The sequence below is a fragment of the Microbacterium xylanilyticum genome (genome assembly GCF_054654695.1).
The window spans coordinates 2272095-2285743 of sequence record NZ_BAAIEN010000002.1 but is presented as its reverse complement, the minus strand read 5'-3'; the positions used below and the strand labels follow the sequence as shown (position 1 = coordinate 2285743).

The window sequence follows — 13649 nt, the reverse complement described above, 5'->3', positions numbered from 1 at the left end:
CGGGGTGCGCCACGGCCTGGGATAATCTGTAGGTTGCCCTGTTTCCGGGCGTTCTTCTCCCCTGCTGCAGAGAATGGTCGTCGCGTTGTCTGAGAACCCGTCCCACACCCCGTCGAATGAAGACTCGCCGTCGGTGCACGAGCTGCTTCAGGACAAGTGGCAGGCCTACTGGGCGGAGAACGACACGTTCCAGGCCGGCGGCAGCGAGGACGTGCGGCCGCGCAAGTACGTGCTGGCGATGTTCCCGTATCCCTCGGGCGACCTGCACATGGGACACGCCGAGAACTACCTGTACTCGGACATCGTCGCGCGCTTCTGGCGGCACCGCGGGCACAACGTGCTGAACCCGATCGGCTGGGACTCGTTCGGCCTGCCCGCGGAGAACGCCGCGATCCGCCGCGGGGCGGATCCCCGGGAGTGGACCTACCAGAACATCGCTCAGCAGAAGGCGAGCTTCAAGACCTACGGGGTCTCGTTCGACTGGAGCCGCGAGCTGCACACCTCCGATGAGGAGTACTACCGCTGGAACCAGTGGCTGTTCCTGAAGCTCTACGAGCGCGGGCTGGCCTATCGCAAGAAGAGCCCGGTGAACTGGTGCCCGAACGACCAGACCGTGCTGGCGAACGAGCAGGTCGTCGACGGCCGCTGCGAGCGCTGCGGCGCCGAGGTCGTGAAGAAGAATCTGACGCAGTGGTACTTCCGGATCACCGACTATGCCGACCGGCTGCTCGACGACCTGAACCAGCTCGAGGGGTTCTGGCCGCACAAGGTGCTGCAGATGCAGCGCAACTGGATCGGCCGCTCTGTCGGCGCCGACGTCGACTTCGAGATCGAGGGCCGCGAGGGCGTCGTCACGGTGTTCTCGACCCGTCCGGACACCCTGCACGGCGCGACCTTCATGGTCGTCGCGCCGGACTCCGACCTGGCGGCCGAACTGGCCGCGGGGGCGAGCGAGGACGTCCGCACGCGGTTCGCGGAGTACCTGACCCAGGTGCAGAAGACCAGCGAGATCGACCGCCAGTCGGCCGATCGCCCGAAGACCGGCGTGTTCCTGGACCGGTACGCGATCAACCCCGTCAACGGCGAGCGCCTGCCGATCTGGGCCGCCGACTACGTGCTGGCCGACTACGGCCACGGTGCCGTCATGGCCGTGCCCGCGCACGATCAGCGCGACCTCGACTTCGCCCGAGCGTTCGACCTGCCGGTGAAGGTCGTCGTGGACACGACCGCTCCGATCACCGGCGCCCTGCCCGTGATCGAGGTGGACGAGGACGGCGTGCCGATCGAGCCCGCGGAGTCGCTGGACGACCAGCACCCGGCGAAGACCGGCATCGCCCTGACCGGCGACGGCCGCATGATCAACTCGGGCGAGCTGAACGGGCTGTCCAAGCGCAACGCGATCGCCCGCGCGATCGAGCAGCTGGAGGCGGCCGGCAAGGGCCGCGCGGCGAAGAACTACCGCCTGCGCGACTGGCTGATCTCCCGGCAGCGCTTCTGGGGCACGCCGATCCCGATGCTGCACACGCAGGACGGCGAGATCGTGCCGGTGCCGGAGGACCAGCTGCCGGTGCGCCTGCCCAGCGTCGAGGGCCTGGACCTGTCCCCGAAGGGGACCAGCCCGCTGGGTGCGGCCGAGTCGTGGGTGCGCACGGTCGACCCCGCCACGGGAGAGCCGGCCCTGCGCGACCCCGACACGATGGACACCTTCGTGGACAGCTCGTGGTACTTCCTGCGCTTCCTGTCCCCGAACAGCGACTCCGTCGCCTTCGACGTCGCCGAGGCGCGCCGGTGGGCGCCCATCGACTCGTACATCGGCGGCGTGGAGCACGCGATCCTGCACCTGCTGTACGCGCGGTTCATCACCAAGGTGCTGTTCGACATGGGCCTGATCGACTTCACCGAGCCGTTCTCCAGCCTGATCAACCAGGGCATGGTGATCCTCGACGGCGCCAAGATGTCCAAGAGCAAGGGCAACCTGGTGCTGTTCCAGGAGGAGCTGGACGCCTACGGGGCCGACGCGCTGCGCGTCGCCCTGGCGTTCGCCGGCCCGGTCGAGGACGACAAGGACTGGAAAGACGTCTCCACCACCGGAGCGCAGAAGTTCCTGGCCCGCGCGCTGCGCGTCGCGCACGATGTGGCGAGCCCGGTCGACGTGGTCTTCGACGGCGGCGACGCGGCCCTGCGCCGGATCACGCACCATCTGCTGGCGGACGCGCCGGCGCTGGTCGAGCAGACCAAGTTCAACGTGCTGGTGGCGCGCCTGATGGAGCTGGTGAACGCGATCCGCAAGACGATCGACAGCGGCTCCGGCGCTTCCGACCCTGCCGTGCGCGAGGCGGCCGAGACCGTCGCCGTCATGCTGGATCTCGTCGCGCCGCACACGGCCGAGGAGATGTGGGAGGTCCTCGGGCACGAGCCTTCCGTCGGCCTCGTCACCTGGCGTCAGGCGGATCCGCTCCTGCTGGTCGAGGACACGGCGACTTGCGCTGTGCAGGTCAACGGCAAGGTGCGCGCCACCCTCGAGGTCCCGGCCAAGATCGGCGAGGCCGACCTGGAGGCGCTCGCCCGTGCCGACGAGAAGGTGCAGCGCGCCCTGGACGGCAAGGAGATCGTGCGGGTGATCGTGCGCGCTCCGAAGATCGTCAACTTCGCCGTCAAGGGCTGAGTCCGTGCGCTCCGGGGGGAAAGGAGCGCGCGCCCTCAGGGTGACGAGGCGCCTGCTCGGCACGGTGGCGCTGGTCGCTGTGCTGGCCGGCGCCGGCGTGCTGCTCGCGTGGCAGCTGCCGCGCCCGATCAGCGACAGCAGCGCGATCGGCGCGCTGTGGCACAGGCACAGCGACGAGCTCGGCGCGGCGTGGAACCGCGAGAGCTGCGCGGTCGGCGTCTGCGTGCAGGACTACCGCCGGGGCTCGATCTACGCGGGCGTGCACGGCTCGGCGCACATCGTTCGCGACGACGCGGTGGGCGAGGCGTTCCGGGATCGGGGCGGAGTCTCGCGGTTCGGATTGCCGATCGCGGAGGAGAGCGGATCCGCCGACCGGCCCTGGCAGGCATTCCAGCGTGCCGGGATCTTCGCGACCGGGGGCGAGACGACGCTCGTGCGCGGCGCGTTCTGGCGGTCGTGGCTGCGGTACTCCCAGGAACGCGGGGGACTCGGCTTCCCGAAGAACGCCGAGCACGCGGACCGGCGGGGCACGCGGGTGCAGGAGTTCGTGAACGGCGTCGTCTACCTGCGGGACGGCGATCCCGTGCCCACGATCTCGGACATCGCGACGGCGCACCGCCGCGCGGGAGGGACGTCCGGGCCGCTCGGCTATCCGAAGACCACCCAGCGCGCGGTCGGCGACCGGCTGGTGCAGGCCTTCGACGGCGGCGAGGTGTGGTGGTCCGCCGGTACGGGTGGGGTCTCGGTGCAGTCGCCGTTCCTCACCGCCTATCGCGAGCGCGGCGGCGCCGACGGCTCGCTCGGCCTGCCGACCGCCGAGGCGTCACGGGTCGAGGGCGGCTGGACGCAGCCCTTCCAGGGCGGTGCGCTGTACCGGTCGGACCACGACGGCACGATCCTCGCCACCACGGCCGGTGACATCCAGAAGCGCTACGAGGAGCTCGGCGGCGCCCGTGGCGACCTCGGGCTTCCGACGGGGGAGAAGGTCGACGTGGCCGGCGGGCGCTATCAGAGCTTCGCGGGCGGAGCGCTGCTGTGGCACGAGGGGTCCGGGGTGTTCCGGATGGACGCGGCCGACTTCGCGGTGTGGAAGGCTGATCCATCCCGGTTCGGCTGGCCGACAAAGGACTCCTGGACTGACGACCGTGGCGCGCATCAGGACTGGCAGAAGGGACAGACCGTCCTGCGGGAGGGGCGTCTGCTCACGGTTCCGCAGGCTTCCGTCGACGCGTCCACGGCCGTGCTCCTGTGCGACTCGCAATGCGACGGCAACTCGTGGATCGAGCAGGGAGCCCGCGGCGCGGGGTTCCCGAACATCGTGAAGCTCGGATTGGGCGGATCCGGATATCTGGCTCCGATCCGCGGACTCGGAGCAGGGTTCGCGGAGAGCGTCGCGAGCAACCGCCTCCTGCTGCCGGACGGGGATCCCGGAGTCGTGATCGTCACGCTCGGCGGCAACGATGCCGCGCAACAGCGCTCCACCGGCGAGGTCGCAGCCGCCGAGGAGCAGCTGATCGGGTTGCTGCGCGCGATCTATCCGCATGCGGCGATCGTCGTGGACGGCGTGATGAGCCGCGACGACGCCGCCCACGCGGCTCGGCGGGCGATGGACGCTGCGGTGACGGAACGGGCTCGGCAGCTCGGCGTCCACGCGATCTCCGTGGCCGGGTGGGTCAGCGACTATGCGGCACCGCAGGCCGACAACGTGCACCTCACGCCTGCGGGGCACGACAGGATCGGCCCGCACTACGCCGACGCGCTGCGGACCGAGCTCGGACGCTGACTGCGGCGATCCTGCTGCGTCGGCGCCGCACGAGCGTGACGCTGCTCGAGCGGATCACGGTCGAGCGGCGAGCGCCGCCTGGACCGTCAGAGCCGCTCGAGGGGGTTGGCCGCGAGCTTGCCGATCAGCCCGCCATCGACGAGGCGCCGCGCGTGGCTGTGCGGCTTCCGCTCGGATTGCGCCTGCACGCAGGCGCCGAACTCGTCGGCGAGATCGAGGCGAGGGTAGGCGGCGAGCACCTCCTGGCGGAAGGCGAGCGGGATCTCCTCGTCGCGCCGCCCGGAGATGTCGAGTCCCGTCGCGATCTCCAGCAGATAGCCCTCGACGTCCAGGGCCGGATCCACGGACGGCCAGTTGTGGCGCACGATGACGTCATTGAGGCGCTGCCGCCGCGCGGCGGCCCAGCCGGCGCCCGCGGCCAGCGCCTCGCCGACGAAGCCGCCGGCCTCCTCGTATCCGAGCACATGGTTGTCGTAGGCCGGAACCAAGCCGATGTCGTGCAGCAGCGCGCCGGTGTAGAGGAGTTCGTGGTCGATGCCGGAGCGGCCCTCGAGCAGCGCGAAGGCCTCGGCCCACAGCCAGCTGCGCTGCACGTGGTGCGCCAGCGCCGGGGAATGGAACTGTGCGACCAGATCGCGGGCGCCGCGGGCCGCAGCGGTGTCGGGCGGGAGGAAGTCGTGCAGGCGCATGGTCGCTCCGGTCGGGGGAGAGGATCGGGATCAGGCTATCCGGTGCGCGGGGGCGTCATGCGCGGGGCGGCGTGCGGCGCGGGCACTGCGAGCTGCGCGTGAGGGCTCCGTGCGGCGCAGCCCGCTCGTGCGGCCGTCGTGGGTGGCTCGGCCTCCACATCGATCGGGGTCAGGACGTTGCGCACGGGTTCCGGGGGCGACCCGGATCCGGCCATCCGCGCCGCCTAGCGTCGGCGTGTGAGCGAGCAGGCGGAGTCCGAGAGCCCGGCGCCCGTCGTCGCGCGCGCACCGCGGCGGCTGCGCCTCGGCCTGGGCGCTGCGGTGGTGGTGGCGCTGGCCGCCGTGTCGGTGACGGTCGGCATCGGGCTGCTGAGCCGTTCGACGGGGGCGGCGGAGATCCCGGTGAGCCCTGAGCCGAGCGCCGGCGTCTCGGGGATCTCGGCGGGGAGCGTCTACGTGCATGTGCTCGGCGAGGTCGCCAAGCCCGGGTTGTACGTGCTGGACGACGGCGCACGGGTCGCGGAGGCACTGGCGGCCGCGGGCGGAACCCTGCCCTCGGCCGATCTGGCCGCGGTGAACCTCGCCCGGCCCGTCACGGACGGGGAGCAGATCGCCGTGCCCGCCGTCGGCGCAGCGCCGGCAGCCGGTGCGGGGCCCGCAGCAGGGTCGGGAACGGCTCCTGCGGGCGCGGCGGGGGCACTCATCGACCTCAACACCGCCGATGCGGCGACGCTCGAAGAACTGCCTCGGGTCGGGCCGGCGCTCGCTCAGCGCATCATCGAGTGGCGCACGACGAACGGCCGCTTCACCAGCGTGGACGATCTGCTCGGGGTGTCCGGCATCGGCGAGAAGATGCTGGCCGGGATCCGCGACAAGGTGCGGGTATGAGGGCGGCTCCGCAGAACGCAGGGGTGGCGGGCGGCCGACGGGCGTCGACATCCGACGCGCCCGCGCCGCGCCGCCGGCTGCGCGACGTGCGGATGGTGCCGGTCGCGGTCACCGCGTGGGCGGTGGCGCTCCTCGTCTGCTTCGCGCCGTGGGCGGCCCCTCCGGCGGTCGGGGCGGCAGCGCTCGGAGCGGTTCTCGTGCTGGGCGTGTGCGCGCGCGTGTCTGCTCGCGGGCCGGCGTCTCGCGGACGCGGCGCGGGCCGACTGTCCGCCGGCTCGCGCTCGCCGGGTGGCGCGGTGATGGCGGCCGTCGCGCGGGCCGCGCCCCTGGTGGTCGTGTGCCTCGCGGTCGCCGGGGGCATCGCGCTGTCCGCGGCGTGGGCGGAGCCGGCGCGCGAGCGCGCTGCAGCGCTCGCGGGCCACGTGGTGACCGCCGAGGTCGGTGTGCGCTCGCTGCCCTCGCTCGGGGCGGACGGGCGGCTCTGGGCAGACGCCGAAGCCATCCGCCTGGGGCCGGGGCGCCACCCGGAGGCCCTCGCCGTGCCGGTGCGGATCGGCGTGCCGCCGGACGACCGCTCGGGCACCCTCGGTCCGGGAACGGTGCTCCGGTTCGCCGCGCAGGTGAAGGGCACGGACGCCGGCGAGCGTGCCGCGGTGGTGCTGTTCGCGCAGGGACCGGTGACGCACGTGTCCCGCGGCGGGCCGGTCGAGGCGATCGCCGGGGACGTGCGCGCGGCGTTCATCGCGCGCACCCAGCGCCTCCCGGAACCCGGGTCCGAGCTGCTCCCCGGACTGGCGGTGGGCGACGTCCGCGCCGTGGGCGACGAGCTCGACACGGCCATGAAGGCGAGCGGCCTCTCGCACCTGACCGCGGTGAGCGGCAGCAACCTGGCGCTCGTCGCGGCGGCCGCCTTCGGGCTCGTCGCGCTCTGCGGCTGCGGCCGAGTGCTGCGCATCCTGGTCGCGGTGCTCGCCCTGGCCGGCTTCGTGGTGCTGGTGACACCGCAGCCGAGCGTGATCCGGGCGGCGGCGATGGCCGGCGTCGCGATGGCGGCGCTGCTGCTCGGGCGCCCGCGTGCCGGACTGTCGGTGCTGCTGCTCGCCGTGACGGTGCTGCTGCTCGCGGAACCGCACCTCGCGGCGGCGCCCGGATTCGCGCTGTCCGCCGCCGCGACGGCGGGACTCATCGTGCTCGCGCCACCGCTGGCCGCGGGACTCGCCCGGTGGCTGCCCGGCCCTGTCGCGCTCGCCGTCGCGGTGCCGCTGTCGGCCCAACTCGCGTGCGGGCCCATCATCGCGCTCTTCGCCGCACAGCAGTCCCTGGTGTCGGTCGTGGCGAACCTGCTGGCGGAGCCCGCGTCGCCGATCGCGACGGTGCTCGGGTTGCTCGCCTGCCTCGCCATGCCGATCCCGCCGCTCGCCGACCTGCTCGCGGCAGCCGCGTGGCTGCCTTCCGCGTGGATCGCGCAGACGGCCGTGGTCACCGCCGGGCTTCCGCTCGCGACGATCGCGGCGCCGGCGGGGATCGTCACGGCGCTCGTCGTGGCGCTGCTCAGCGCGGCCGTGTTCTGGGCGATCGCGCCGCACCCGCCGCTGCGGAGTCCGTGGCGCGCGATCCTCGGCGGGCTCCTCGCGGTGCTGCTCGGCACCGGCGCGGGGTGGGGGATCGTGACCGGCCCCGTGGCGCTCCTGCAGCGGCCAGCGGACTGGGGGATCGCGATGTGCGACGTCGGCCAGGGCGACGCCGTGCTGGTGCGCAGCGCGGGCCGCACCCTGCTGATCGACACCGGACCAGAGCCGGAGCCGCTGCGGCGCTGCCTCGCCGAGCTCGGCATCGGGCGGCTGGACGTGCTCGTGCTTACGCACTTCGACCACGACCATGCCGGTGCATCGGATGTGCTGGTGGGCCGCGCGGATGTGGTGCTGCACGGGCCGGTGGACACGGCCGCGCACCAGCATCAGCTCGACCGGCTCGCGCGCGGGGGAGCACGCATCACGATCGCGGCAGCCGGGATGTCCGGCCGCCTGGGGGAGGCGGACTGGCGGGTGCTCTGGCCCCGCCGCGACGAGAAGGTGTTCCCGCCGGGCAACGACGCCGGCGTGATCCTCGAGGTCGCCGGAGGGGGAGTGCCGCGCTCGCTGTTCCTCGCCGATCTGTCCGCCGCCTCGCAGGGGATGCTGCGGCGGATCGCGCATCCACGGCACCTGACGGTCGTGAAGGTCGCCCATCACGGCAGTGCGGATCAGGATCCGCAGCTCTACGCCGATCTGGACCCTGCGCTCGCGCTGATCTCCGTCGGCGCGGGCAACGACTACGGGCATCCGCGCGCCGTGACCCTCGACATGCTCCGGGCCCTGCGCGTGCCCGTCCTGCGCACCGATCAGCGCGGGACGATCCTGGTGTCGCTCGGCGAGGACGGGCTGCGGATCTGGGCCGCGCGCCCGGCGCCGGCCGAGACCCAGGGACCGGCGCCCTCCGCGCCGGCCGACACGCCGGGACCGGCTCCCTCGGCGACGGCGAGAGCGCCGTGAAGGTCCGTGCCCGCCGGTACGCTGGGAGCATGGCTGCACCGCGCTCGTCCTCCGCCGCACGACGCGGGGGGAAGGCGACGAACATCCCGCAGGTGTCCTGGCGCGAGCCCCGGCCGGCGCCGATCGTGCTCGTGTCCGGGCCGGAGGAGATCTGCGCCGAACGAGCGATCGCGGGTGTGCGCGCGTATCTGCGCGCCGAGGACCCGGCGCTCGAGGTCAGCGACCTGCGCGCGGACGACTACGAGTCGGGGAGCCTGCTCGGCCTCGCGTCGCCCTCCCTGTTCGGTGAGCCGCGCCTGCTGCGCATCTCCGGTGTGGAGCGCTGCACCGACGCGTTCCTCGCGGAGGCCGTGGCCTACCTCGAGCACCCGCAGGAGGGGGCCACCGTCGTGCTGCGGCACACGGGGGCTACGGTGCGCGGCAAGAAGCTGCTCGACGCGGTCCGCGCCGGCACCGGCGGGGGGATCGAGATCGCCTGCCCGGCCATCAAGCGCGACGACGAGAAGGCCGACTTCGTGGCCGGGGAGTTCCGCGCCGCGGGCCGGAGGATCGCCCCGCAGGCCCTGCGCGCCCTGGTCTCGGCGTTCTCCGACGACATCACCGAGCTCGCCGCGGCATGTCAGCAGCTCATCACCGACGTGCAGGGCGACGTCATCCCGGAGCTCGTCGAGCGCTACTACGGCGGCCGCGTCGAGGTCTCCGCCTTCGTCGTCGCCGACACGGCCATCGCCGGCCGCCTCGGCGAGGCGCTCGTGGCGCTCCGGCATGCGCTCGCGTCCGGTGCGGATCCCGTGCCGATGGTGGCCGCGTTCGCGATGAAGCTGCGGTCGATGGCGCGCGTCGCCGGATCCCGCGAATCGAACGCGGCCCTCGCCGCTCGGCTCGGCATGAAGGACTGGCAAGTGGATCGTGCCCGCCGCGATCTCAGCGGGTGGAACGAGCGCACGCTCGGTCTCGCCATCCAGGCCACGGCGCGCGCAGACGCCGACGTCAAGGGCGCCGCCCGCGACCCCATCTTCGCGCTGGAGCGCATGATCACCGTGATCGCGACGCGGGCTCCCTACGGCGAGACGCCCACCGGGGCGCGCTGAGCGCATCCGCCGACGCCGCCGCGTGAGCTGCGCCGTTCCGGTGACAAGGACGCCGCCTCGGGCGCGAACGACCCCGCCTCGCGAACGACGCGGCCTCGGGGCGGGAACGACGCCGCCTCGGGCCGGGAACGACGAAGGCCCGCCCCAGACGGGACGGGCCTTCGGAAGAGTTGCGGCTCAGAGAGCGGCGACCTGCTTCGCGATCGACGACTTGCGGTTCGCGGCCTGGTTCGCGTGGATGACACCCTTGCTGACAGCCTTGTCGAGCTTCTTCGACGCCGTCTTCAGGGCGGCCTCGGCGGCAGCCTTGTCGCCACCGGCGATCGCCTTGCGGGTGTTGCGGACGGCGGTCTTGAGCTCGCTCTTGACAGCCTTGTTGCGCTCGTGCGCCTTCTCGTTGGTCTTGTTGCGCTTGATCTGCGACTTGATGTTCGCCACGGATGGAAACCTTCGTTCGAGTGATGGATGGTTGTGCCGGCCTGGCGGTAGAGGGGCGCCTCCGGCGGCGTGCAAGGGTGGGACCTGGCACGCAAGCCAATCACCTATCTTATCAGGGATCCGTCCGGAGTCCGAACCGGCGGATCGCGGCCGGAGCGCCCGGATCCGTGGCGCGTCGTGTGCAGCTCCGCGCGCCGCGATGGTGCATGCTGGCGAAGGACCCGAAGGAGCCGTCCATGCCCGTACCCGCTGCCCCGCTGGATCGTGCGCTGCTGCGCCGGCTGGGATTCTCCGCCGCGACGGCGGCGTTCCAGATCGAGGGGGCGAGGGACGAGGACGGCCGGTCCCGGTCCATCTGGGACGACTTCGTCGACGTGCCGGGGCGCGTGCGGGACGGCGCGACCGCGGATCCAGGCCCCGACAGCTACCACCGCGCCGCTGAGGACGTCGCGCTGCTCGCGCATCTCGGCGTCGACCAGTACCGGTTCTCGCTCTCCTGGGTGCGTGTGCTTCCGGAGGGGCGGCCCAACCCGCAGGGGCTCGCGTACTACGACCGCCTCGTCGATCGTCTCCTCGACGCGGGCATAACGCCGACGCCCACGCTGTACCACTGGGATCTGCCGTCCCGTCTGGAGGCGATGGGCGGCTGGCTGAGCCGTGGCACGGCGGAGCGGTTCGCGGAGTACGTCGAGGTGGTGGCGGACGCCCTCGGCGACCGGGTGCGGTCGTGGTACACGATCAACGAGCCCGTCTCCACGACGCTGCAGGGCTACGCGATCGGCGAGCTCGCGCCGGGACGCGCGCTGCTCTTCGACGCCCTGCCGACAGTGCACCACCAGCTCCTGGCCCACGGCTACGCCCTCCGGATCCTGCGTGGTCGCGGCGCGACGCGGGTCGGCATCGTCAACAACCACACGCAGGTGCTCCCCGCATCCACGTCGGACGCCGATCTGCAGGCGGCGTATCTGTACGACCTGCTGCACAACCGGCTGTTCGCGGATCCCGTGCTGCTCGGCCGATATCCGGACCTCGAACCGCTGGGCGTCACCCTGCCGGTGCAGGACGGCGACCTCGCGCTGATCGGCGCCCCGAGCGACGTCTACGGCGTCAACTACTACAACCCGACGACGGTGGCCGCCGCGGAAGGACCCGTGCCGTTCGAGGTGGTGCCCACGCCGGGAGCGCCGGTGACCGGCTTCGGTCCGCTGTGGCCGATCGTGCCCGAGGCGCTCACCGCCTTCCTCGTCGACGCGAAGGCGCGCTACGCCGATGCGCTGCCGCCCGTGGTGATCGCCGAGAACGGCGCGTCCTTCCCCGAGCCGGACCACGTCGACGGTCCGGTCGACGACGCCGATCGCATCGCGTACCTGCGCGGGCACCTGGCCGCCGTGCTCGATGCGATGCGCGCGGGGGTGCGCATCGACGCGTACACGGTGTGGTCGCTGCTGGACAACTTCGAATGGGCGGAGGGATACACGCAGCGCTTCGGACTCGTGCATGTCGACATGGCCACGGGGCAGCGCACTCCCAAGGCCTCCTACTCCTGGTATCGCGCACTCATCGAAGAGGCACGGTCGTGACCGCAGCCGCAGGATCCGTCGCCGGCGCGCCGAAGCGCGTCGGCCCGGTCTGGATGACGCTGTTCACGCTCGCGTGGCTGGCGATCTGGACGGTCCAGCTCACTCCGATCCAGCTGCTGCTGCCCTTGCAGCTGGACACGAACAGCCAGGGCCAGGATTGGATCGCGGGCGTCGTCTGGGCCGGCATCGTGCTCTCCGTCGGCGGGCTCGTCGGCATCATCGCCGCCCCGGTGTCCGGACGCTGGTCCGACCGCACTCGCTCGCGCTGGGGCCGGCGGCGCCCGTGGGCGATCGCCGGCTCCCTGGTGGCGGCTGCGGGACTGGTGCTCACGGGACTCGCGACCGGTCCGGTCGCCGTGGGCGCCGCGTGGATCGTGGTGTCCGTGGGCGTCTCGGTCGCGATGGCCGCGCTCACGGCCATGATCGCCGATCAGCTGACGACCCAGCGCGGCTCCGCGTCGGCGGCGGCGAGCTCCGCACAGGCGGTCGGGATCGTCGTCGGCGTGGGCGCCGTCGTGCTGCTGGGCCTGGGCATCTGGGACGCGTACCTGCTGCTCGCTGCGGTCATCGCGGTCGTCGGCGTCGGCACCGCCGTGCTGCTCCCGGATGCGCCGGCGCATGAGCTCGCCCTGCCCGCGCCGCGCACGGCGGCCCACCGTGCCTCCTGGCGCGACCGCGACTTCCTCTGGCTGCTGGTCAGCCGTCTCGTGGTGAACATCGGCAACGCCTTCGGCACGTCGCTGCTGCTGTTCTTCCTGCTCTACGGCGTCCGGGTGCCGGCGGCGGAGGCGCAGGACGACCTGCTGCTGCTCATCGTGATCTACACGGTGTTCGTCGTGATCGCGTCGATCGTCGCCGGCATGGTGTCGGACCGCACCGCCGGGAACCCGCTGCGGCGGCGTCGCGCGCTCACCGCGGCGTCCGCGGTCGTGCAGGCGGTCTCCGGCGTCGTCATCCTGATCAGCCCGTCCCTCGTGATGACCTCGATCGCGGCGGCGATCATGGGGGCCGGCTACGGGGCCTACATGGCGGTGAGCCTCGCCTTCGCCACCGATCTGCTCACAGATCCGGACGACCACGCCCGAGACCTCGGGCTGGTGAACGTGTCGGCGCAGCTCGGCCAGCTGCTCGGTCCGCTGCTGGGCGCCGGACTGGTGGCCCTCGTCGGCGGATTCTGGCTGCTGTTCACCGCCGCGGCGGTGCTGTCCGTGGTCGGGGGAGTGATGACCTATGTGGTCAGGACGTCCGCTCCAGCGTCGCGAGCGCCAGTTCCAACACCGCGTTGAACACGCGCGGCCGCATCGCGGTGACGAGGTGGGTGGTCCGCGGCACGACGATGAACTCCGCGTCGGGAGCGAGCCGGCGGTAGAGCGTCTCGTGCGTGCGGAGCTGGTCGAACTGTCCGTTCACGAACCACGTCGGCACCGTGATGCGCGGCACGGCGGACAGCAGATCCAGCGCGGCCAGCGCGCGCAGGGCCTCGTCCTGTGCGGCCATCGCGTACCCGCCGGCTCCGAAGTCGTCGCGGGTGGAGGCGGGCAGAGTGATGTCCAGCACCCGCCGGCTCAGCCACAACCCGCGGTCGGGCATCGCGTTGAGCGCCCCCGCGAGCACGCGATAGGCGGCGAGTCCGGCGCCGCGGGGAAGCGCCGTGCACGACGCGCCGATCAGGCCCGCGATCGGGGCCGGCTCCTCCGCGCCGGCGTACGCGGTGCAGAGCAGGCCGCCCATCGAATGCCCCACCAGCAGCACCGTGCCGTCGGCGCTCCGCACCGCATCGTCGATCGTGCGCATCGCCTCCGCGAGCGTGAACCGCTCGTCCCTGCGCGTGCCGTGGCCCGGCAGATCCACCGCCACCGAGGAGGTTCCTCGTGCGGACAGGTACTCCTGCTGCGCGCGCCACATGGTCGCCGAGGTGCGGATCCCGTGCACGAACACCACGGAGACGGTCATGCCTCGAGTCTAGGAAGCCGGTCCGCACACG

The 13649-nt window shown here is 72.5% G+C and carries 10 protein-coding genes; 7 read left to right on the top strand and 3 right to left on the bottom strand.

Annotation, left to right across the window (positions count from 1 at the left end; genetic code table 11):
- Positions 1–73 precede the first annotated feature (73 nt).
- Together leuS and ACYQ1L_RS11575 are read left to right on the top strand one after the other, a co-directional pair.
- Positions 74–2665 (top strand): leucine--tRNA ligase, encoded by a 2592-nt coding sequence (leuS, locus tag ACYQ1L_RS11580; RefSeq protein WP_460004280.1) that lies wholly within the window; start codon positions 74–76, stop codon positions 2663–2665.
- 40 nt (positions 2666–2705) lie between these two features.
- Entirely contained in the window at positions 2706–4448 is a 1743-nt protein-coding gene (locus ACYQ1L_RS11575) for an SGNH/GDSL hydrolase family protein (protein WP_460004279.1), read from the top strand.
- Positions 4449–4534: 86 nt separating this feature from the next.
- Here the strand turns inward: ACYQ1L_RS11575 and ACYQ1L_RS11570 are convergent, their stop codons facing one another.
- Positions 4535–5137 (bottom strand): HD domain-containing protein, encoded by a 603-nt coding sequence (locus ACYQ1L_RS11570; protein WP_460004278.1) that lies wholly within the window; start codon positions 5135–5137, stop codon positions 4535–4537.
- 237 nt (positions 5138–5374) lie between these two features.
- Between ACYQ1L_RS11570 and ACYQ1L_RS11565 the strand changes: the two genes are divergently transcribed.
- Genes ACYQ1L_RS11565 through holA form a run of 3 tightly spaced genes read left to right on the top strand, consistent with a single transcriptional unit; the run spans position 5375 to position 9647 of the window.
- Positions 5375–6025: a ComEA family DNA-binding protein gene (locus tag ACYQ1L_RS11565; protein WP_460004277.1), complete on the top strand. Its 651-nt coding sequence runs from the start codon at positions 5375–5377 to the stop codon at positions 6023–6025.
- Positions 6022–8556, top strand: coding sequence for a ComEC/Rec2 family competence protein (locus ACYQ1L_RS11560; RefSeq protein WP_460004276.1), 2535 nt, complete (start codon positions 6022–6024; stop codon positions 8554–8556). The genes ACYQ1L_RS11565 and ACYQ1L_RS11560 overlap by 4 nt, the downstream gene beginning before the upstream one ends.
- Positions 8557–8585: 29 nt before the next feature.
- Entirely contained in the window at positions 8586–9647 is a 1062-nt protein-coding gene (gene holA / locus ACYQ1L_RS11555) for a DNA polymerase III subunit delta (RefSeq protein ID WP_460004275.1), read from the top strand.
- A 177-nt stretch (positions 9648–9824) separates the two neighbouring features.
- Here holA and rpsT read toward each other — a convergent pair whose 3' ends face one another.
- Entirely contained in the window at positions 9825–10085 is a 261-nt protein-coding gene (gene rpsT / locus ACYQ1L_RS11550) for a 30S ribosomal protein S20 (RefSeq protein ID WP_159576031.1), read from the bottom strand.
- A gap of 236 nt (positions 10086–10321) precedes the next feature.
- On the opposite strand from rpsT, the gene ACYQ1L_RS11545 reads away from it, so the two are divergent.
- Both ACYQ1L_RS11545 and ACYQ1L_RS11540 read left to right on the top strand, forming a co-directional pair.
- A complete protein-coding gene (locus ACYQ1L_RS11545; RefSeq protein ID WP_460004274.1) occupies positions 10322–11665 on the top strand; it encodes a GH1 family beta-glucosidase in 1344 nt (447 codons plus the stop codon).
- Positions 11662–12951: an MFS transporter gene (locus ACYQ1L_RS11540; protein ID WP_460004273.1), complete on the top strand. Its 1290-nt coding sequence runs from the start codon at positions 11662–11664 to the stop codon at positions 12949–12951. Before ACYQ1L_RS11545 ends, ACYQ1L_RS11540 begins: the two co-directional genes overlap by 4 nt.
- Here the strand turns inward: ACYQ1L_RS11540 and ACYQ1L_RS11535 are convergent.
- Positions 12902–13618, bottom strand: coding sequence for an alpha/beta fold hydrolase (locus ACYQ1L_RS11535; protein ID WP_460004272.1), 717 nt, complete (start codon positions 13616–13618; stop codon positions 12902–12904). The two genes, ACYQ1L_RS11540 and ACYQ1L_RS11535, sit on opposite strands and share 50 nt — an antisense overlap.
- Positions 13619–13649: the final 31 nt, after the last annotated feature.